Below are 20269 nucleotides of genomic sequence, written 5' to 3'. Positions count from 1 at the left end.
AGAGGGAAAATGTTCGAACTCGTAGACAACATCCCCGCAAGCCCGGTTATTAAAGTTATCGGTGTTGGCGGAGGCGGCGGCAACGCTGTCAACCACATGGTCAAGAGCAACATTGAAGGCGTTGAATTCATCTGCGCCAACACTGATGCCCAAGCGCTGAAAAGCATCGGCGCGCGGACCATCCTGCAACTGGGCACCGGCGTGACCAAAGGTCTCGGCGCTGGCGCCAACCCTGAAGTAGGTCGTCAGGCCGCTCTCGAAGACCGTGAGCGCATTGCCGAAGTCCTGCAGGGCACCAATATGGTGTTCATCACCACTGGCATGGGCGGTGGTACCGGTACCGGTGCTGCGCCGATCATTGCTGAAGTGGCCAAGGAAATGGGGATTCTCACCGTTGCGGTGGTGACTCGTCCGTTCCCGTTCGAAGGCCGCAAGCGCATGCAGATCGCTGACGAAGGCATCCGTCTGCTGTCTGAAAGCGTCGACTCGTTGATCACCATTCCCAACGAGAAGCTGCTGACCATCCTTGGCAAGGACGCAAGCCTGCTGTCCGCTTTCGCCAAGGCCGACGATGTACTGGCCGGTGCCGTTCGCGGTATCTCCGACATCATCAAACGTCCGGGCATGATCAACGTCGACTTTGCCGACGTGCGTACCGTGATGAGCGAAATGGGCATGGCGATGATGGGCACTGGCTGCGCCAGCGGTCCGAACCGTGCACGTGAGGCCACCGAAGCGGCCATTCGCAACCCACTGCTGGAAGACGTGAACCTGCAAGGTGCACGCGGCATCCTGGTGAATATCACCGCCGGTCCTGACCTGTCCCTGGGTGAGTACTCCGATGTGGGTAGCATCATCGAAGCTTTCGCTTCCGAGCACGCGATGGTCAAGGTCGGTACCGTTATCGATCCGGACATGCGTGACGAGCTGCATGTGACCGTGGTTGCCACGGGTCTGGGCGCAAAAATCGAGAAGCCTGTGAAGGTCATCGACAACACCGTTCACACCTCCATGGCTTCCCAGCCGCAGCAACAAGCTCCTGCTCGTCAGGAAGCACCTGCGGTAAACTACCGTGACCTGGACCGTCCGACCGTCATGCGCAACCAGGCTCAGGCCGGTGCTGCGACTGCCGCGAAGATGAATCCGCAAGATGATCTGGACTACCTGGACATCCCGGCTTTCCTGCGTCGTCAGGCTGATTAATGGAATGTATCAGGGCTATGAAGGTGATTGGTGTTCAGCAAAGGTCTGGTCTGCTATCATCGCCAGCCTTTGTTGATACCAGTTCGCAATTTGCGCTGAAGCGGCCCAAGCCATGATTAAACAACGCACACTGAAAAATATTATCCGTGCTACAGGTGTAGGCCTGCACTCCGGGGAGAAGGTATACCTGACCCTCAAGCCCGCACCTATCGACACCGGCATTGTGTTTGTTCGTGCCGATCTCGACCCTGTGGTGCAGATTCCTGCCCGCGCGGAAAACGTTGGTGAAACCACGATGTCGACCACATTGGTCAGTGGTGACACCAAAGTGGATACGGTGGAGCACTTGCTCTCGGCCATGGCTGGCCTGGGCATCGATAACGCCTACGTCGAGCTCTCCGCGTCCGAAGTTCCGATCATGGATGGTAGCGCTGGACCCTTCGTATTTCTGATTCAATCGGCTGGCCTGGAAGAACAGGACGCCGCCAAGAAGTTCATCCGGATCCTGCGGGAAGTGACAGTGGAAGACGGCGACAAGCGCGCCACTTTCGTCCCTTTCGAAGGTTTCAAAGTGAGTTTCGAGATCGATTTCGATCACCCGGTTTTCCGTGACCGCATACAAAGTGCAAGCGTGGATTTTTCCAGCACTTCGTTTGTAAAAGAAGTCAGCCGCGCCCGTACCTTTGGTTTCATGAGTGATATCGAGTACCTGCGCAAGCACAACCTCGCACTCGGCGGCAGCGTTGAAAACGCTATTGTGGTCGACGCGGATGGTGTACTGAACGAAGACGGTCTTCGCTATGAAGACGAATTCGTGAAACACAAGATCCTCGACGCAATTGGTGACCTCTACCTGCTGGGCAATAGCCTGATTGGTGAGTTCAAGGGCTTCAAGTCCGGACATGCATTGAACAACCAGCTGCTGCGCAAGTTGATTGAGCAGACAGATGCTTGGGAAGTCGTGACTTTCGAAGACGCCAGCACTGCACCGATCTCTTACATGCGTCCCGTTGCGGCCGTGTAAGTAAAAAACCTCTCTAGTTTTTAAAGGCTGCCTTCGGGTGGCCTTTTTTTATGACCGCGGGAAAGTGGTGTGGTGTCTGTCCTGACGCCTTCGTCGGAACGCCGCCCGGAGCAGGCTCGCTCCCACAATAGACCGAGTTTTCCCCCTGTGGGAGCGAGCCTGCTCGCGAAGGGGCCGGCCGTACCAGCACAAAAACATCAGACAGAAGCGACAACCCGATTACGCCCGCTTTCCTTGGCCTGATACAGCGCCTTGTCCGCTGCGAACAGGAGCTGTTCCAGACTGATCTCGGCGGATGTGGTCCAGGTACTGATACCGATACTGACAGTAATCGGCGACTCGGCAGCTGCCACCCGCGGTAATTGCTCCACTGTCGCACGGATGTGTTCGGCAATCTGTTGCGCACCCTGGCTGTCGGTCTCCGCGAGAATCACCGAAAACTCTTCGCCGCCGTAACGGGCGACCAGATCCGCTGGGCGCCTCACATTGGCGGAGATCACCTCGGCCACCGAGCGTAAGGCATCATCGCCAGCCTGATGCCCATGACGATCGTTGAATGCCTTGAAGTGGTCCGCATCAATCATCAACACCGACAACGGCTGGCCGGAGCGTTGGGCGCGGAACCACTCATGACGCAGGGCCTGATCCAGCGTTCGACGGTTGGCCAGGCCGGTCAAGGCATCGGTGGCCGCCAGTTGCGCCAGCTCCTGCTCGGCGTTGTGGCGCAGGCGCAGTTCTCGGCTGAGCAACCAGGTCAGCCAGAGCAAGCTGATGCACAGCGCAAGGGTCGCAAGGCTGACCACCACCGCTGTGCGCTTCCATGACGCAAACACTTCATCACTGGAGAGTGCAACGATGACAATCAATGGCAAGTTGCCCACCTTGGAGAACGTGTACAGGCGTTTGTCCTTATAGCGGCTTGAAACACCGGTGAAACTGCCGTCGCCTTCTTTGACGATCCGCTGGAAGTTGGGACGGTTGCTGAAGTCCTTGCCAATCAGCTCTTCGGCCAGATGCGGCTCTTGGGCCAGAAGAATACCGTCCGAGCTGATCAGGTTGACCGAGCTGTCACGACCGATGCTCAAGCTGTTGAACAACTGATCGAAATAACTCAAGCGCATGGCGGCTTCGGCCACGCCAAGAAATTCACCCTGTGAGCCGCTGACCCGGCGACTGAAGCTGATTCGCCATTCATGTTCAGGCTGTCTGGACCGGAAGGGACGGCTGATGAACATGCTCGGGTCGCGATTGGTCACGTGCGACTGAAAGTATTCGCGGTCAGCAAAATTGCCCTTTCTAGGCTCTACCGAGGCCGAGTCGGCGATCGCGTCGCCCTTGTTGTCCAGCAACAAAATGTCGCCCTTGTACGGCGCGGCAGTGGCGCGGTCAAACAAGGCCAGATGGCGGATGGCAGGGGAAACGCTCTTGAGGTCTTCACGCTGCGAGGCAGCGATCAAACCGAGCAAGGACAGGTCATAAAGTTCGACGTTGCGCAGCACGTCGGCGTCGATCAGTTGCACGATGTTGGTTGCTGCGCGAGTGGCAGACTGTTCAGCATTGGCGCGTTCGCGAATGAGCAGGAACGCCACGATGCTCAATATCGCAATCACCAGCAACAAACTGCTGAGAACCAGAAGCCGCTCCGACCGCGTCGACCGGATCGGATGGTGAGATGGTGCACTGCTCACACTCATGGTTCTGACTTCTGCTAATGAGGCGTTATGAAAGTGTTTTGCAAGACTCGGGCAGAATCCCAGAAACCGTTTGCGTTCAGAGCGGCTGTATAAATCCCGGATAAAGAAAAGGCCAGCAAAACGTGCTGGCCTTTTACTTATTGAAGCTTAGAAGACATTGAGCGGGTAGTCGACGATCACCCGGTATTCATCGGTGTCCTGATCCAGCGCGCCGTAGCCGTTGCCTCCACGGTTGGTCGCCCATTGCAGGCGCAGCGCCAGGTTTTTGGCCTTGCCGCCCTGAACCACATACTTGAGATCAATGTCGCGTTCCCAGTGCCTGGCGTTTTTGCCGTCAGCGCTGTACCACGAGGCATAACCGGGGCTGTCCGGATCGACCTTGGTCAGGTCCAGTTCACCTTGGGAGTAAGAGACCGCCGAGGTCAGACCGGGCAGGCCGAGCCCGACAAAGTCGTAGGCGTACTTGAGTTTCCATGAGCGTTCGTTCGGACCGTTGAAGTCCGAATACTGCTGGGAATTGTCGAGGTAGACGCTGTCTCCCTGACTGATGTAGTCGAACGGCGTGTTGCCGTTGACCCGCTGATAGGCCGCGGTAACGCTGTGATTGCCCATACCGACGGTGAAATGCAGGCTGTACGTGTTGTTGTCGATGTGGCCCAGCAGCGCATCGCCGGTGTCTTGCGTGTGATAGGCATGCAGCCCCGGGTTGAGGCTGACCAGGTCGTTCAAGGCGTAGGTGTAATCCAGATCGTAGTAATACTGGTTCCAGATGTCCTTGAGTTCGGAAGCATAGAGGCTGCTGGTCAACCCCGGCAGGCCGCTCCAGGCCACGCCGGCCCAATTCAGGTGCTTACTTTCGTCACCGTCGGCCAGGTTGCCGTAGGACGTGCCGATTCGGGTGTGGCCGCTCTGGTTGTAAGGCTTGGTGAAACTCGCCTGGCCACCTTCAATCATCCAGCCGTCGAAACTGTGATTGGTCAGGCTGACGCCGCGAAAGGTCTGGGGCAGCATGCGGGTTTCCCCGCCGGCGATCACCGGGTTGGCGAGGAACAAGTCACCGGCCTTCAGTTCGGTATCGAAGGCACGCATTTTCAGAGTCCCGCCCGCCGTCGAGAACGAGCCCGGCGCTTTGCCGTTGCCATCGCCGATCGGCAGGATGCTCGACCCATCGGTACCGCCGCCGCCGTCGAGCTTGAGCCCGAGCATGGCGTGAGCATCAACGCCGAAACCGACGATGCCTTGGGTGTAGCCTGATTCGAAGATGCCAAAGAAACCCTGACCCCATTCAATGTTGTCGTCCGCCTGCTGCAGGCGGTTGCGGTTCATATAGTAGTTACGGGCGTTGAGGTTGAGGCTCGAGCCTTCAACGAAACCTTCGGCGTTTGAGTCGTCTGCGGCGTGAGCTGCAGGCGTCACCGTTGCAGCGATTGCAATGATTAACGGGCTGAATCTGAGAGGGGAACGCACTAGCGGTAAAGCTCCTCGGGTCAACTAAGAGCCTCATTGTTTTGAGACTCAGGATGTTTATTGTTAGGGGAGACGAACTAAAGCTGTTAAAGCCACCACGAAAAAAAGCCGCTGATAGCAGCGGCTTTGAAGACAACTTTTCAAAGGGAAGAGCCGATGAAAAGTGTCGAGGGAAACAGAGTGATACTGGGCAATCAGCTGTCTTTCTCAACCGTTGGCTGGGTCTGAGTGGTCGACGCTTGAGGGGTTTTCGCAGCTTCCTGAGCTTTGGCCGTCATTTCGCTCTGATACTGTTCGAACGCAGCAGCGCGTGCGGAATTTTGCGCGACGAACGTCTGCGACTCTTCAGCGATGGCGAACGGAGACAGAAACAAAGAGGACAAAACGAAAGCGCTGGCAATACCCATAGTGTTGGACATCTTTAAAACCTTCTTGCTTGGCAAGTGCTGTTTGGTGCGGCAAAGATAAGGGGGATTGGAGAGGGGAAAAAGAGCGGATTCATGAAAGGACTGTTGCGCTTAAGGCAACAGTAGGCAGGGCGACGGCGTACATGTAGCAGCTGGCGAAGCCTGCGTCCGGCTGCGAAGCAGTCGTAAATCCTGCACACGCGGTATACCTGACAGACCGCAGCGTCTGATCTCACGACTGCATCGCAGCCGGACGCAGGCTTCGCCAGCTGCTACAGGACCGGGTGCAGTCCTGGCGTCGTATTGGGGTCAGACAGGGAGGTGAATCCCGAACGTATTCATCCCATGATCACTGCGCACAAACACATCCCCACCGTGCATCAGTGCAATCGCCTTGACGATCGCCAACCCCAACCCATGGTTGTTGCCACTGTTGCTGCGCGACGCATCGACCCGATAAAAACGCTCAAACAACCGCGGCAAATGCTCGCTGGCAATCGGCGACCCAGGGTTCGCAACCCCGATGCTGACCTGATGCTCCTCAGCCTCGATCCGCACCTCAATCACCTGTCCAGGCTCGGTGTGTTGCACCGCATTGCTTAGCAGATTAATCAACGCCCGACGCAGATGAGCAATCTCGATTCGCACCTGGGCATCACCACTGACCTGCACCTGAACCTGCGCGTCTTCAAGGATGAAATCCAGATACTCCAACGTCGTCGCCACTTCATCGGCCAACGAGGTGGACGTCAGTTTGGTGGCTTTGCTGCCCTGATCCGCGCTGGCGAGAAACAGCATGTCATTGATGATCGAGCGCAGTCGCTCGAGCTCTTCAAGGTTCGATTGCAGCACTTCAAAATAGTGTTCGGCGGATCGCCCGCGAGTCAGCGCCACCTGGGTCTGGCCGATCAGGTTGGTCAGCGGCGAGCGCAGTTCATGGGCGACGTCAGCGTTGAACGATTCCAGTCGAGAGTAAGCCTGTTCGACCCGCTCCAGTGTCGAGTTAAATGAATTGACGAACTGATTCAGTTCCGGCGGTAGCGGCGACAATTGCAGGCGACCGGACAACAGCGGTGGGGCCAGTCGCTGGGCTTCCTGCGACAATTTGATCAACGGCTTCAGGCCGATCCGCGCCACCCAATAACCGAGGGCTGACGCCAGCAACACGCCGATGATCGCCAGGCTGATCAGGGCAGTCAGCAAATGGTGCTGGGTCTGCAAAAACGTCTCGGTGTCGATGCCGATCATGAAGCGCAACGGCGGACGTTGATCCTTGGCCGGGAACTGACTGACCAGCACTTTCAGCGGATAAGGTTGATCCGGCAGTTTCAAGTCGCGCATGCCCAGCGGGCCTTCGGCAAAGGCGCGGATCTGCGGCGTCAGGTCGCCGTATTCGTAGTGCGGATCACCGCTGATGATCCAGAAGCTGATGCGCTTGTCTTCTTCGCCGAGCAGCTTGAGCTTGTTGTTGATCTTCACCCAATGCTCGGGTGTGCCGTAACGCCCGACCGTGGACTCAAGCACGCTGTAACGCGCGTCCAGCTCGGCCTCGGGCAACAGGCCCAAGCCCTTGTCGACCTGCTGATACAGCGCCCAGCCGATCAACAGAAATACCAAAAGCGCCACCAGCGTGAACATTCCGCTCAGGCGCAGCGCAATCGAGTTACTGGACACCGCGGCTCTCCAGCACATAACCCATGCCACGAATCGTGTGCAGCAGTTTCTCGTCGAATGGCCCGTCGAGCTTGGCCCGCAGGCGTTTGATCGCGACTTCGACGACGTTGGCATCGCTGTCGAAATTGATGTCCCAGACCATTTCGGCGATGGCGGTTTTCGACAGAATTTCACCCTGACGGCGGGCCAGCACGCTCAATAGCGAGAACTCCTTGGCGGTCAGGTCCAGGCGCGTGCCGGCGCGGGTGGCTTTGCGGCTGATCAAATCTATCCACAGGTCGGCGATGCTCACCTGCACCGGTTCGTGACCGCCGCTGCGACGGGTCAGCGCTTGCAGACGCGCCACCAGTTCGAGAAAGGAAAACGGTTTGCCAAGGTAATCGTCGGCACCGTCGCGCAGGCCTTTGATGCGATCTTCCACACGTTCGCGGGCGGTGAGCATGATCACCGGGGTTTGCTTGCGCGCACGCAACGCGCGCAGTACGCCGAAGCCGTCGAGGCCCGGCAGCATGACGTCGAGGACGATCACCGCGTAGTCGCTTTCCAGCGCCAGGTGCAGGCCTTCAACGCCGTCCCGCGCCAGGTCCACGGTGTAACCCTGTTCCGTCAGACCGCGGTGCAGATAATCCGCGGTTTTTTCCTCGTCTTCGATAATCAGAACGCGCATGACCCCGCCTCAGTCTGTGGTCGCCAGCACCGGCATCGGTGCGGGTTTGGGCTTATGGAATAGCCGTTCCAGCCACAAGTATATGACCGGAGTGGTGAACAGCGTCAGCGCCTGGCTCACCAGCAAGCCGCCGACGACCGCGATCCCCAAGGGTTGGCGCAGTTCGGCGCCGGTGCCGTAACCGAGCATTAATGGCAGTGCGCCGAGCAGGGCGGCGAGGGTGGTCATGATGATCGGCCGGAATCGGGTGATACAGGCCTGGTAGATCGCCTCTTCCGGTGGCAAGCCACCTTTGCGTTGGGCTTCGAGGGCGAAGTCGATCATCAGGATGCCGTTCTTCTTCACAATGCCGATCAGCAACACCAGCCCGATCAGCGCCATGATCGAAAAGTCCTGCCCGCAAATCCACAACATGATCACCGCACCGAGCCCCGCCGACGGCAGCGTCGAGATGATGGTCAGCGGATGCACGAAGCTCTCGTAAAGCACGCCGAGAATGATGTACACCGCCACCAGCGCCGCCAGGATCAGCCATGGCTGACTGGCCAGCGAACTCTGGAACGCCTGGGCCGCGCCCTGGAAGTTGCCGCTCATGGCGGCCGGCATGCCGATTTCGGCCTTGGCCTGGTTGAGCATGATCACCGCATCGCCCAACGCCACACCGGGCGCGAGGTTGAACGACAAGTTAGCAGCCGGGAACATGCCGTCATGGGCGATGGACAGCGGGCCGACCGTTGGCGCGTCGAATTTCGCCAAGGCCGACAGCGGCACCATTTCCCCGCTCAGGGGCGAGCGCAGGTAGAAATAGTTGAGGCTTTCGGCCTTGCCGCGCTGCTTGGTGTCCAGTTCCAGAATCACGTTGTACTGGTTGATCTGAGTCTGGAATTCGTTGATCTGCCGCTGGCCGAAGGCGTCGTAGAGCGCTTCATCGACATCGCTGGCGGTCAGGCCGAAACGCGCGGCGGCGCTGCGGTCGATGCTGATGTGGGTGATGCTGCCGCCCAGTTGCAGGTCGTTGGAAATGTCACGGAACGCCGGGTTACTGCGCAGTTTTTCCGTGAGGCGCTGGGTCCAGGTGCTGAGGACTGCACCGTCGTTGCTCTTGAGCACGTATTGGTACTGTGCGCGGCTCGGGCCGGAACTGAGGTTGATGTCCTGCCCGGCGCGCAGGTACAGCACGATGCCCGGGACTTTCATCAGTTGCGGACGAATCCGGTCAATGAACTGACTGGCGGAGACGTCGCGGTCGCCGCGTTTTTTCAGGGAGATCCAGAAGCGACCGTTGGCGATGGTCTGGTTGCTGCCGGAAACGCCGACCGAGTGGGAAAACGCCGCGACCGCCGGATCCGCGGCGACGATTTCGGCCATCGCCAGGTGTTTTTTCACCATGTCGCCGTAGGAAATATCGGCGGCGGCTTCGGTGGTGCCAAGGACAAAACCGGTGTCCTGCACCGGGAAGAAACCTTTAGGGATGAAGATGTAACCGGCGATGGCCAGACCGAGGGACAGGCCGAACACGCCGATCATCAGCTTCTGGTGGGCGAGGGCGCGGCGCAGAAGTTTTTCATAGCCTGCCAGCAAGCGTTCGCCAAACGTAGGTTTGCTGTGGGCGTGATGCACCGGCGCGCGCATGAACAGCGCGGCAAGCGTCGGCGCCAAGGTCAGGGACACCACGACCGAAATCATGATGGTCGAGGTGGCCGTCAACGCGAACTCCTTGAACAGTCGCCCGACTACCCCGCCCATGAACAGCAACGGAATAAACGCCGCTACCAGCGAGAAACTGATGGAAACCACGGTAAAACCGATCTCGCCGGCGCCTTTGATCGCTGCCTCGCGCATGCCGTCGCCAGCCTCCAGATGTCGGTGAATGTTTTCCACCACCACAATCGCATCGTCGACCACAAACCCCACGGCCACCACGATCGCCACCAGCGTCAGGTTGTTCAGGCTGAAACCCATGATGTACATCAGGGCGAAACTGGCGGTCAGGGACACACCGAGTACCGCGGATACGATCATCGTCGCCGACCATTGGCGAAGGAACAGTGCCATCACCGCCACCACCAGCATGATTGCGATCAGCAGGGTGACTTCCACTTCGTGCAGGGAGGCGCGGATGGTCTGGGTGCGGTCGACCAGCACCTTGACCTGCACCGAGGCCGGGAGCATGGCTTCGAGGCCGGGCAGGGCGGCCTGAATGCGATCCACGGTTTCGACGATGTTGGCGCCCGGTTGCCGGGAAATCACCAGGTTCACCCCAGGCTTATCACCGGCCCAGGCTTGCACGTAGGCATCTTCCGAACCGTTGACGACTTTGGCCACATCCTTGAGATGAACCGGGGCACCGTCCTTGTAGGAAACAATGAGTTGGCTGTATTCCTCAGGGTGGAACAACTGGTCGTTGGTCGACAGGGTCGAGATGCTCGACTCCCCGTACAACGCTCCTTTGGCCAGGTTGAGGCTGGTTTGCTGGATCGCCAGACGGATGTCCGCCAGGGTCAGGCCGATGGCCGCGAGCTTGTCCGCCGAGGCTTGAACACGAATCGCCGGACGTTGCTGACCGGTAATGTTGATTTGGCCTACGCCGTCGATCTGACTGATCTGCCGGGAGAGCAAGGTTTCCACCAGGTCACTGAGTTCGGTGCCGGGCATTTGTGTCGAGTTGACACTGAGGATCAGCACCGGGCTGTCGGCCGGGTTGACCTTCCTCCAGGTCGGCAAGGTCGGCATGTCTTTCGGCAGTTTGCCGGCGGCGGTGTTGATCGCGGCCTGGACTTCCTGAGCGGCGGTGTCGATGCTTTTGTCGAGGGTGAATTGCAGGGTCAGGTTGGTCGAGCCAAGGGCGCTGCTCGAAGTCATCTGGGTTACGCCGGGGATGGCGCTGAATTGCACTTCAAGCGGCGTGGCCACCGACGACGCCATGGTCTCCGGGCTGGCACCGGGCAATTGCGCGGCCACCTGAATGGTCGGAAATTCGGCTTCCGGCAACGGCGCGATGGGCAGGCGCGGGAAGGCGATGACACCGAGCAGCACCAGCGCAAAGGTCAGCAGAATCGTCGCAACCGGATGATCGATGCACCAGGCAGAGATCGAGCCATGGCCCTTCATGGTTTCGGCTCCGATTGGACCACTTGCGACGGGTCAGTCAGTACCTGGACGGTCGAGCCCGGTTTGAGCCGCGACTGTCCGTCGCTGACCAATATGTCGCCAGGCTTCACGCCTTTGATGATGTCCTGGCCGCTGCCTTGGTAGACCATCTGCACTTGTACGGTCTCGACCTTGTCGCCGTTGACCCGGTAGACGAAATGTTGATCGAGCCCGCGTTGTACGACAGTGGGCGGTACAACCAGCGCATCTTTGTCGAGGGCTGTCTGAATCTTTACCGTCACCAGCAGGCCCGGCCAGAGTTTTTGCCCGGGGTTGTCGAATTCAGCTTTGGCGCGAATGGTCCCGGTGTTGGCGTTGATCTGGTTGTCGATCAGGGTCAAATGACCTTCGCCGAGCAGATTGCCGGTTTCGCCGTCAGTGTCGGCGCCGATGTAGGCTTTCACTTGTGCGCGTTGTGGGTCGCCGATCAGACCCTGCAGGGTCGGTAGCATTTGCTGTGGCAGGGAGAACTCCACGGCGATCGGGTCGATCTGGGTCACCGTGAACAGGCCTTGAGCGTCGGTCATGCGCAGGAAGTTGCCTTCGTCCACCGTGCGAATACCGACGCGACCGGTAACCGGGGAGCGAATCTGTGTGTAGGAAAGCTGCACCTGAGCAGCGTCGATCGAGGCCTGGTTACCTTGGGCGGTGGCTTTGAGTTGGTTGACCAACGCCTGTTGCTGGTCATAAGTCTGCTTGGAAACACCGTCGTCCACGCTCAGCAGCTTGTAGCGCTTGAGGTTGACCAGCGCGACTTGCAATTGCGCCTGACTTTCGCCCAATTGCGCCCGTGCCTGGTCGAGGCTGGCGCGGATCGAGCGGTCATCGATGGTGGCGAGCAGGTCGCCTTTGTTCACCAGTTGGCCTTCCTTGACCAGGATTTTGGTGAGGATGCCGTCGATTTGCGGACGCACTACCACGCTGTGCAGCGACAGCACCGAGCCGATGCCGCTGACGTAGCGGGGGACGTCTTTTTCGACGACGTTCACTACCCGAACGGGGATCGCAGAGGGCGCGGTCAGTTTAGTGGTAGCGGGCTTGATGGCGTACCACAGGCCCAGCGCTGCCAGAATGATCAGAAGGGCTGCGAGCAGGGCGGGTTTTTTCTGAATTCGCATGCGAGTGGGGCGCCGGGGCTGGGTGGTCGGAGTTTTTTCAGATATATACCTTCCTTTATAAACCTGTTCGCCCGTCAGGAAGGTGACGGCTAACTGACGGCGCTGTCAGTTTGGGCGTGGAAGGCTGCGATCTTTTGACCTTGGCGGCCTGACAGCCGACCAGTCTCCCCCAGATGTACCCGGTTCAACTGTGGGAGCGAGCCTGCTCGCGAAGGCGGCCTAGTAGACGCCCCATCTCCTTCTGATGTACACCGACTCAATGTGGGAGCTGGCTTGTCGGATCGCCGCATCGCTGCGATGGCGGCCTGACAGCCGACCAGTCTCTGTCAGGTGTACATATCCATTCCTGCGGTTACGGCCACTTATGGTTTCGCTCTTACAGCGACTCCCTTTGGCAAACGCCCCAAAGGAAGCAAAGGTCTTCGCCCCGAGCGTCCGGCCCCTCGCTTAGGCTCGGCGTTCCTTCGTTCCGGTATCCATCCGGGGACACTGCCCTCCGGTCTGCTTCGCGACGACCTACATGCAGCGTGTTCGACTGCGTCGAACGGCGCTTCGCGCCACTCCCCGGATGAACACCTCCACTCAGTCTCCCGAAGGGGCGGGTGGATCAAGATCAAGAGCTGCAGGCGAGCTAACGCTCGGCCTGTTGAGTGGTGAAGGGCAGCGGGTGTGCGCCGCTCTGCTTTTGTAGGAGCGAGGCTTGCCCGCGAAGGCGTCAGGTCTGTCAACACAAAACCCGACGGACTCGCTTGCTGCTTGAAGCTTGCGACTCCCGACACAGGTATACTGCCGCCTTTCGCGGCTCGCTGACCGGGCCCGACTCTATGCATCACCCGGAGCTTTCATGAATTCCCCGACACAACCGCCGGTTGCCGACGCTTTGAGCGACGACCTGGCAGACCTGCCAGACAGCGTCGACTCCAGCGCAGACAGCGAAACCAAAGCCGCGATCCCGGCGTTCAAGTTCCCGTTCAAGCCGGGCGACCTGGCCGCAGCGAAGAACGCCAGCCAGCCTTGGTACAAGAATGGCGCCAAGAATGGACATACCAAGACGCCGGGGGCGGCGCCTCCCGGCACTCGTCGCTCGATGGGGAAACGCTGAGTTTTAAACTCTGTAGTGCCTGATCTATCGCCTTCGCGAGCAGGCTGCTCCCACAGTTGATCTCAACAGGACACAGATTTTGTGTACGACAGAGATCCATTGTGGGAGCGAGCCTGCTCGCGAAGGGGCCATAACAGGCAGCGCATCCCTAGGATCAAGCCGCCCGCAATGAGATAAACGCATAGTTCAACGGCGCTTCAGTCGCCACCTGTGCTCCGGCCGCCAGCACTTGCCCGGCAATGTCCTCACCCGACACATGAAACAACCAGTCAGTGCCTGACTCGACCACTGGCTGTGCCGCAATCTGATCGATGACCCTCGCAAACGCCGTCATGTCCGGCAGATAAGCGGTAAACCCATCACCCTTCAACGCAGTAGTCCGAATCCCCAACAACGCGCAAATCGCATCCTTGGTCTGAATCTCATCGCGATCCGCCTGACGGGAGCGCTGGATTAATCCGATCAGTTCCTGATCCACCAATTCACCACCCACAATCAGATCCGGTCCCTTTTCCCACGACTCGGGCGGACATTCCTTTACTGCAGTGTTCAGGGGAATGTGCGGATTGATTTCCATCGGGTAGATGCGGCACACCAGCGGCCGGCGTTCATAGATGCGGCAGAGGTTGTCTTCGTCAAGATTCCGGCAAGGACCGACGTTGTAGGCGGCAAAGGTGACGGCTATGTACGCCTCGGATGCACCGCTGCGAACCACCACCGAACGGCGTTCGGCGTGTTCGCGTTGCTGCGTGGGCAGACCCAGGCCATTGCTCAGGAAACCTTCCACTAGCACGATCACCTGACCGCCATCGGCTGCCCACATTCGGGCTTCGGTCAGGGTCAGGGGCACGTGGTGATCATTGCAGCATTTGCCACAACCTACGCAGGAAAACGTCGTATTCATTGAACGGTCAGTCGCATAAAAGGGCATGAAACGACGACAGAATGTCGCCGCAAAGGCCGCTATCGAAGCAAGTTATGCGCCAGTCACTGCGCCTTGGCGGTTGGACGGATGGAGTCCCATTCGGTGACGTAAGCGGTTTTGCTTTTTTTGTTGTAAAGGCACAGCTCGGTGCCTTGCTGGCCTTTCATGTGTTTTTGCGGGTATTGGCCTTGCAGCAAAAGTGCGGTGTAGCCAGCCCGGTCATCGAACTGCGCTGCATTGCCGATGGGTTTGGCATCTTTCAAGCCGCTGGCCTTGGTGCAACTGGCGAGTACGGCTTTGTCGTACGCGGCCCAGGCGTCGGGGCTGGAAGCGTGGGCCTGGGTGGCGAGGGCGGTGAGGCAGAGGAGGGTCAGGCTTGCTGCTTTCATGAGGTCGGGCATCCTGGGGGTGTTTTGGCCAAGGTTAGAGTATGCCTGATGGTTTCAGGTTGAATGTGTCGGCCCCTTCGCGAGCAGGCTCGCTCCCACATTTGCTCTGCATAGGACACAGATTTTGTGTAAGACGAAGATCCATTGTGGGAGCGAGCCTGCTCGCGAAGGCGGTGTATCAGGCTGGAACAGGTTCCCGGCGGACCACGCGCATCCCGGCGCTTTCATACAGCCGCTGCGCTCGAAGGTTGTCTTCCAGCACCTTCAAATCCACAAAACCTTCGCGCCGTTGCTGAAACACTTTGAAAGCATGCAGTAACAATGCACGACCCAAACCCCGGCCTTGAGCTCGTGGATGCACCACCAGGTTTTTGATATAGGCGCTGGTCCAGCATTGCGCTACGCCAACGATACCTTCGGCATCCAGGGCAATGAAGCACAGGGTCGGATCGTATTCAGGATCGGTTTCAAAACGCTGTTGCCAGACATCCAGTGCCGGCACGCGACCGCCACCTTGCTGATAACCCAGTTCCATCAAACGATGAACGGCTTCTGCCAGTTCGGGGCGGTATTCACTGAGGACGATTCCCTGAGGCCAAGTGATCGCGGGCACACCTTCAGCGAGGTTGCGCCGCATCAGAAAGCAGAAGTCCTTGCTCAAGACTCAATGACCTTGTTCAGCGACAGCCTTGGCCGCTTCGATCAGGCACTTGGTCAGTTCTGGCGAGGAGAACTTGGTCAACACCGCGTTCGCGCCGGCAAGACGGGCTTTTTCGCTGTTCATCGCGCTGTCCAAAGAGGTGTGCAGCAGCACATAGAGGTGCGAGAAATCCGGGGTTTCGCGCAGGGTTCGAGTAAATGCGTAACCGTCCATCTCCGACATCTCGATGTCCGAGACGATCAGGTTGATCTGCTGGGCCGTGCCTTGCAGGTCCAGCAGGCAGTCGATGGCTTCCTTGGCGCTGCGGGCCGTGTGGCATTGCAGGCCGAGGTTGCGCAGGGTGTGCACTGATTGCTGCAACGCCACCTGGCTGTCATCGACCACCAGAATCCGCGCGTTGCCGAGTACTTCGGCGTCTTCCATGCTCAGTTCGGTCGGGGCCGTTTCGATCTGCGCCGGGGCGATGCCATGGATGACTTTTTCAATGTCCAGCACCTGTACCAACGTGCCGTCGACCGAGGTCACGCCAGTGATGTACGAACGCACACCGCCAGAGCCAAAGGGCGGCGGACGGATGTCGGTGGTCAGGCAGTGGACTATCTTGCTCACCGCTTGAACGTGCAAACCCTGCTTGGAGCGGCTGACATCGGTGACGATCAGGCAGCCACCGTTCGGGTCTTCCAGCGGCCGTTCGCCGATGGCACGGCTGAGGTCGATCACCGACAACGAGGCACCGCGCAGGGTGGCGATGCCTTTGACGTGGGGATGCGACTCCGGCAGCTTGGTCAGCGGCGGGCAGGGAATGATTTCACTGACTTTCAGCAGGTTGATCGCCATCAGCTTGCCGCTGCGCAAGGTAAACAGCAGAAGCGAAAGTGAATCTGCGCGGGCTTTGTTTGAAGACATAAAAACCTTCTGTGGAAAAAGGTGATGGGCGATCGCGAAGATCGCCAACAGCTATCGATGCCGGGTTATCGACTTGTTGTGGGCAGGCTTTAGCATTTTGGGCGAACGGTAGGACGCCATCGCGAGCAGGCTCGCTCCCACAAAGGCAACGACAGTCCCTGTGGGAGCGAGCTTGCTCGCGATGGGGCCTTCACTTCATTCCCAGGCGCTTGGCCATTCTTCCAAGATTCGCCCGATCCAAGCCTAGCTCACGTGCCGCACTCGCCCAATTGTTATGGTGCCGTTCCAGACAGGCGTTGATCAGTCGACGCTGATAATCCTCGGTCGCCGCCCGCAAGTCTCCCGAGACCAAAGCGGCAGGGCTGACAGGGGCTGGCTCGGTTGCAAGCTCAACACTGCCACTAGGCAAATCCAGATCCGTCGCACTCAAGCTGAGAATCTTCGGCCGCTCTTTGCAATTACCCAGCGCCTTCAAGGCACTGCGGCCAATCAAGTGCTCCAGCTCCCGCACATTGCCCGGCCATGCATACGCCAGCAATGCAGCCTGCGCATCGCTATTCAGGCGCAGGCTGTTGAGGCCCATGCGAGAGCGGTTTTGCTCCAGAAAATAGCCGCTGAGCAGCAGCACATCCCGCCCACGATCACGCAGTGCTGGCACCAGCAGCGGATAAACGCTCAGGCGGTGATAGAAGTCGGCACGGTAGCGGCCGCTGCGCACCTCCTCGGCCAGGTCACGGTTGGTCGCGGCGATCAGTCGTACGTCGACCAGATGCTCTTTATCCGACCCCAATCGCTGCAGCTGACCGCTTTGCAGCACCCGCAGCAATTTGGCCTGGACGGTCAGGGACAGCTCACCGACTTCATCGAGAAACAGCGTGCCGCCATTGGCCAGTTCAAACTTGCCGCGCCGATCGTTCATTGCGCCGGTGAAGGCGCCGCGGACGTGGCCGAACAATTCGCTCTCCACCAGCGTGTCCGGCAGCGCGGCACAGTTGAGGCTGATGATCGGCTTGTCGGCCCGGGGCGATGCGGCGTGGATGGCTTGGGCGACCAGTTCCTTGCCGACCCCGGTTTCGCCGGTGATCAGCACGGTAAGATCGCTGCCACCCACCAGATTGATTTCTTCCACCAGCCGTTTGTGGGCCTTGCTCTGGCCAATCATCTCGCGGTTCTGCTGACCGCTGGCTTGTCGGTAAACCTCGGCACGCTGATGTTCGTCTTCGACACGATTGGCCAGGCGTTCGATGCGCTCGGCGGCGTTGACGGTGGCGGCGGCGAGGCTGGCGAAGGCTTCCAGAGCGTCCAGCTCGATCGGTTCGAAGCGCTCCGGATCGAGTGCGTCGAGGGTCAGCAAGCCCCACGGACGCTCGTCGATAAACAGCGGGCAACCCATGCAGTCGTGGACTTCCAGATGATCATCGAGGCCATCGACCAGTCCGTCGTAAGGGTCGGGCAAGTCGCTGTCGGCGGCGAAACGGGTCGGGCCGTGGCTGCTGAGCAGCGCTTCGAAACGCGGGTGTTCGCTGACTTTGAAGCGTCGGCCGAGGGTGTCGGTGCTCAACCCGTCGACGGCCAGCGGCACCAGCCATTCGCCGTCGAGGCGCAACAGGGCGGCGGCATCGCAGGGGAGCAGGGCACGCATGGATTCGAGCAGGCGCCGATAGCGCTCGCCTTCGGGGAGTTCGCGGGACAGGTCGGAGACCAGTGGCAGCAGGGCGGTCAGCAGGGATTTTGCAGTCATAGTGACTCCATGTAGTCGGTATGACTATAAGTCAGGATGTGTCGATGTGACTATATATAATTTAACTAATTGATTTATAAGGTTTTATTTTCTGGCACGGAAACTGATAAGTACAAGGCAGTCAGTTAGCAATCCAAGTAGTTCAGGAGTCGCCTTATGCTTAGCGTTCAAGACCGTGCAATCGTCAAATCTACCGTGCCCTTGCTGGAAAGCGGTGGCGAAGCGTTGATCACTCATTTCTACCGCATGATGCTGTCCGAGTACCCGGAAGTCCGCCCGCTGTTCAACCAGGCTCACCAGGCCAGCGGTGATCAACCGCGTGCCCTGGCGAACGGTGTCTTGATGTATGCGCGGCACATCGACCAGCTCGACCAGTTGGGCGACCTGGTGGCCAAGATCATCAACAAGCACGTGGCCCTGCAAATCCTCCCGGAACATTACCCGATTGTCGGCGCCTGCCTGCTGCGAGCCATCTCCGAAGTGCTGGGCGACGAGATCGCCACACCTGAAGTGATGGCCGCCTGGGGGGCTGCTTACGGTCAACTGGCCGACATCCTGATCGGCGCCGAAACCAGCATCTACGACCAGAAGGAACAGGCACCGGGCGGCTGGCGCGGGGCGCGGGAATTCATCGTGGTGGCCAAGGTCGAGGAAAGCGCGGAAATCATCTCGTTCTACTTCGAGCCGGCCGACAAAGGTCCGATTCTGGCGGCAGAACCCGGCCAGTACATCGGTATGAAACTGATCCTCGATGGCGAAGAAATTCGTCGTAACTATTCGCTGTCGGCCTTGGCCAACAAGGGCCAGTACCGGATCAGCGTCAAACGTGAAACCGGTGGTCGCGCCTCCAACCATTTGCACGATCAATTGCATGTGGGCTCCAGTATCCAACTGTTCCCGCCATCGGGTGAATTCACTCTGACCGAAAGCGACAAACCGTTGGTGCTGATCAGCGGCGGCGTCGGCATTACTCCGACGCTGGCGATGCTCGAAGCGGCGCTGGCGACCGAACGGCCGGTGCACTTTATCCACTGCGCGCGTAACGGCAGCGTTCATGCTTTCCGCGACTGGATCGATGGCTTGGCCGAGCGTCATCCGCAACTCAAGCGCTTCTATTGCTACGACGAAGACGATGGCGTGAGCCCGGCGGCGCACAAGGTTGGCTTGTTGAGCCAGGAGCAACTGGGCGAGTGGTTGCCGCAGCAGCGCGATCTGGACGCTTACTTCCTCGGGCCTAAAGGCTTCATGGCGGCGGTCAAGCGTCACCTCAAAGCGCTGGGTGTGCCGGAGAAGCAAAGCCGTTACGAATTCTTCGGGCCGGCGTCCGTGCTGGAGTAACCGCTGATCCTGTAGGAGCACGGCTTGCCGGCGATGGCGATCTCAAGGACGCCATCGCCGGCAAGCCGTGCTCCTACAGATGGGTGTCGATCTTTAGGACGCCATCGCCGGCAAGCGGTGCTCCTACAAGTGCGTGTCGCTCCCTCAGCCCTTCAATTCCTTCAAATGTTTGTACACCGTTGCCCGCCCCATGTTCAGCACGTTCGCCACATAGTTGGAGGCGCTTTTGCCTTTGAAGGCACCCTCGGCGTGCAGTGCCAGCACCAGTTCGCGTTTATGGTCACGGGTCAGCAGGTTCAGGCTCAGCTGACGTTCGCGCAGCCAGGCGTGGAGGAAGGTGTTGATGCGCTCCTGCCAGTCATCGCGAAACAGTGAATCGGGCTGCGGAATCAACTTGCTCGGCGACAGGAACAGATCCAGCGCGGCCTTGGCATTTTCGAACAACGAAATATTCAAATTAATGCACAGCACCGCCAGCGGATGACCTTCGCTGTCGCGTAGCACGCTGCTCAGGCTGCGAATCTTCTGTCCATCCCAATTGAGCTTTTCGTACGGCCCGATGTTTCGTTCGCTGATCTCTTCGCTGAGCATGTCCTCCAGCGCCGAGTCGTCACCGATTTCCCGTTTGGACAGGTTGTTGGCGATGTAGTCGACCTTCTGAGTGCGCAGATCGTGCAGCACCACCTCGGCGTGCGGAAAGAACAACGTGGCGATGGCATCGGCGATCGCGCGGAAGTTATCCAGCGGCGAACTCTTCAATGCAGCGTCATCGCGGACCGGTTCTTGTTCTTGGGCGTTCATAA

General features: G+C 59.1%; 17 protein-coding genes. 4 read left to right on the top strand and 13 right to left on the bottom strand.

Features of this window, described 5'->3' with window-relative positions; translation table 11 throughout:
* The first annotated feature begins 9 nt into the window (after window positions 1-9).
* A complete protein-coding gene (gene ftsZ / locus ACYZTW_RS27920; protein ID WP_047532942.1) occupies window positions 10-1203 on the top strand; it encodes a cell division protein FtsZ in 1194 nt (397 codons plus the stop codon).
* A gap of 112 nt (window positions 1204-1315) precedes the next feature.
* Complete coding sequence (gene lpxC / locus ACYZTW_RS27915) at window positions 1316-2227, top strand: UDP-3-O-acyl-N-acetylglucosamine deacetylase (RefSeq protein ID WP_462002642.1); 912 nt, start codon at window positions 1316-1318, stop codon at window positions 2225-2227.
* 197 nt (window positions 2228-2424) lie between these two features.
* On the opposite strand, the gene ACYZTW_RS27910 is transcribed toward lpxC, so the two are convergent.
* The 7 genes from ACYZTW_RS27910 to ACYZTW_RS27880 all read right to left on the bottom strand — a co-directional run bounded on the left by ACYZTW_RS27910 (window position 2425) and on the right by ACYZTW_RS27880 (window position 12404).
* Window positions 2425-3921, bottom strand: a complete 1497-nt coding sequence (locus ACYZTW_RS27910; RefSeq protein ID WP_462002641.1) for a GGDEF domain-containing protein — start codon at window positions 3919-3921, stop codon at window positions 2425-2427.
* A gap of 147 nt (window positions 3922-4068) precedes the next feature.
* Window positions 4069-5388 carry an OprD family porin gene (locus ACYZTW_RS27905; RefSeq protein WP_462002640.1) on the bottom strand — a complete coding sequence of 440 codons (1320 nt, stop codon included), beginning with the start codon at window positions 5386-5388 and terminating at the stop codon, window positions 4069-4071.
* Between the two features lie 194 nt (window positions 5389-5582).
* A complete protein-coding gene (locus tag ACYZTW_RS27900) occupies window positions 5583-5807 on the bottom strand; it encodes a hypothetical protein (RefSeq protein WP_462002639.1) in 225 nt (74 codons plus the stop codon).
* A 297-nt stretch (window positions 5808-6104) separates the two neighbouring features.
* The gene (locus ACYZTW_RS27895) at window positions 6105-7469 is read right to left on the bottom strand and encodes a heavy metal sensor histidine kinase (protein ID WP_462002638.1); all 1365 of its coding nucleotides are present in this window, start codon (window positions 7467-7469) and stop codon (window positions 6105-6107) included.
* Window positions 7459-8136 carry a heavy metal response regulator transcription factor gene (locus ACYZTW_RS27890; protein ID WP_007916978.1) on the bottom strand — a complete coding sequence of 226 codons (678 nt, stop codon included), beginning with the start codon at window positions 8134-8136 and terminating at the stop codon, window positions 7459-7461. The genes ACYZTW_RS27895 and ACYZTW_RS27890 overlap by 11 nt, the downstream gene beginning before the upstream one ends.
* A 9-nt stretch (window positions 8137-8145) precedes the next feature.
* Window positions 8146-11247 carry a multidrug efflux RND transporter permease subunit gene (locus ACYZTW_RS27885; protein WP_462002637.1) on the bottom strand — a complete coding sequence of 1034 codons (3102 nt, stop codon included), beginning with the start codon at window positions 11245-11247 and terminating at the stop codon, window positions 8146-8148.
* Entirely contained in the window at window positions 11244-12404 is a 1161-nt protein-coding gene (locus ACYZTW_RS27880) for an efflux RND transporter periplasmic adaptor subunit (RefSeq protein ID WP_462002636.1), read from the bottom strand. Before ACYZTW_RS27880 ends, ACYZTW_RS27885 begins: the two co-directional genes overlap by 4 nt.
* Window positions 12405-13248: 844 nt before the next feature.
* Between ACYZTW_RS27880 and ACYZTW_RS27875 the strand changes: the two genes are divergently transcribed.
* On the top strand, window positions 13249-13506 hold the full coding sequence (locus ACYZTW_RS27875; RefSeq protein ID WP_462002635.1) for a hypothetical protein: 258 nt from the start codon (window positions 13249-13251) through the stop codon (window positions 13504-13506).
* 154 nt (window positions 13507-13660) lie between these two features.
* Here the strand turns inward: ACYZTW_RS27875 and ACYZTW_RS27870 are convergent, their stop codons facing one another.
* From ACYZTW_RS27870 to norR, 5 genes are all read right to left on the bottom strand, one after another.
* Complete coding sequence (locus ACYZTW_RS27870; RefSeq protein WP_462002634.1) at window positions 13661-14410, bottom strand: YkgJ family cysteine cluster protein; 750 nt, start codon at window positions 14408-14410, stop codon at window positions 13661-13663.
* Window positions 14411-14493: 83 nt separating this feature from the next.
* Window positions 14494-14820 (bottom strand): hypothetical protein, encoded by a 327-nt coding sequence (locus tag ACYZTW_RS27865; RefSeq protein ID WP_462002633.1) that lies wholly within the window; start codon window positions 14818-14820, stop codon window positions 14494-14496.
* A 178-nt stretch (window positions 14821-14998) separates the two neighbouring features.
* The gene (locus ACYZTW_RS27860; protein ID WP_462002632.1) at window positions 14999-15457 is read right to left on the bottom strand and encodes a GNAT family N-acetyltransferase; all 459 of its coding nucleotides are present in this window, start codon (window positions 15455-15457) and stop codon (window positions 14999-15001) included.
* Between the two features lie 27 nt (window positions 15458-15484).
* Window positions 15485-16387: a chemotaxis protein CheV gene (locus tag ACYZTW_RS27855; RefSeq protein WP_008147551.1), complete on the bottom strand. Its 903-nt coding sequence runs from the start codon at window positions 16385-16387 to the stop codon at window positions 15485-15487.
* A 190-nt stretch (window positions 16388-16577) separates the two neighbouring features.
* A complete protein-coding gene (gene norR, locus ACYZTW_RS27850; protein WP_462002631.1) occupies window positions 16578-18128 on the bottom strand; it encodes a nitric oxide reductase transcriptional regulator NorR in 1551 nt (516 codons plus the stop codon).
* A 156-nt stretch (window positions 18129-18284) separates the two neighbouring features.
* Here norR and hmpA point away from each other — a divergent pair, with 156 nt between their 5' ends.
* Window positions 18285-19466 (top strand): NO-inducible flavohemoprotein, encoded by a 1182-nt coding sequence (gene hmpA, locus ACYZTW_RS27845; RefSeq protein ID WP_462002630.1) that lies wholly within the window; start codon window positions 18285-18287, stop codon window positions 19464-19466.
* A 144-nt stretch (window positions 19467-19610) separates the two neighbouring features.
* Here the strand turns inward: hmpA and ACYZTW_RS27840 are convergent, their stop codons facing one another.
* On the bottom strand, window positions 19611-20267 hold the full coding sequence (locus tag ACYZTW_RS27840; protein WP_462002629.1) for a helix-turn-helix transcriptional regulator: 657 nt from the start codon (window positions 20265-20267) through the stop codon (window positions 19611-19613).
* Window positions 20268-20269: the final 2 nt, after the last annotated feature.

It is taken from the genome of Pseudomonas sp. LB3P25, from assembly GCF_054897985.1.
Note: the sequence above shows the minus strand (reverse complement) of the source record. Positions and strands in the feature narration are given on the sequence as shown.

Coding starts and splice junctions, on each gene's coding strand:
- ftsZ (WP_047532942.1), top strand. CDS start 10: ATGTTCGAACTCGTAGACAACATCCCCGCAAGCCCGGTTATTAAAGTT.
- lpxC (WP_462002642.1), top strand. CDS start 1,316: ATGATTAAACAACGCACACTGAAAAATATTATCCGTGCTACAGGTGTA.
- ACYZTW_RS27910 (WP_462002641.1), bottom strand. CDS start 3,921: ATGAGTGTGAGCAGTGCACCATCTCACCATCCGATCCGGTCGACGCGG.
- ACYZTW_RS27900 (WP_462002639.1), bottom strand. CDS start 5,807: ATGTCCAACACTATGGGTATTGCCAGCGCTTTCGTTTTGTCCTCTTTG.
- ACYZTW_RS27890 (WP_007916978.1), bottom strand. CDS start 8,136: ATGCGCGTTCTGATTATCGAAGACGAGGAAAAAACCGCGGATTATCTG.
- ACYZTW_RS27885 (WP_462002637.1), bottom strand. CDS start 11,247: ATGAAGGGCCATGGCTCGATCTCTGCCTGGTGCATCGATCATCCGGTT.
- ACYZTW_RS27880 (WP_462002636.1), bottom strand. CDS start 12,404: ATGCGAATTCAGAAAAAACCCGCCCTGCTCGCAGCCCTTCTGATCATT.
- ACYZTW_RS27875 (WP_462002635.1), top strand. CDS start 13,249: ATGAATTCCCCGACACAACCGCCGGTTGCCGACGCTTTGAGCGACGAC.
- ACYZTW_RS27870 (WP_462002634.1), bottom strand. CDS start 14,410: ATGAATACGACGTTTTCCTGCGTAGGTTGTGGCAAATGCTGCAATGAT.
- ACYZTW_RS27865 (WP_462002633.1), bottom strand. CDS start 14,820: ATGAAAGCAGCAAGCCTGACCCTCCTCTGCCTCACCGCCCTCGCCACC.
- ACYZTW_RS27860 (WP_462002632.1), bottom strand. CDS start 15,457: ATGCGGCGCAACCTCGCTGAAGGTGTGCCCGCGATCACTTGGCCTCAG.
- ACYZTW_RS27855 (WP_008147551.1), bottom strand. CDS start 16,387: ATGTCTTCAAACAAAGCCCGCGCAGATTCACTTTCGCTTCTGCTGTTT.
- norR (WP_462002631.1), bottom strand. CDS start 18,128: ATGACTGCAAAATCCCTGCTGACCGCCCTGCTGCCACTGGTCTCCGAC.
- hmpA (WP_462002630.1), top strand. CDS start 18,285: ATGCTTAGCGTTCAAGACCGTGCAATCGTCAAATCTACCGTGCCCTTG.
- ACYZTW_RS27840 (WP_462002629.1), bottom strand. CDS start 20,267: ATGAACGCCCAAGAACAAGAACCGGTCCGCGATGACGCTGCATTGAAG.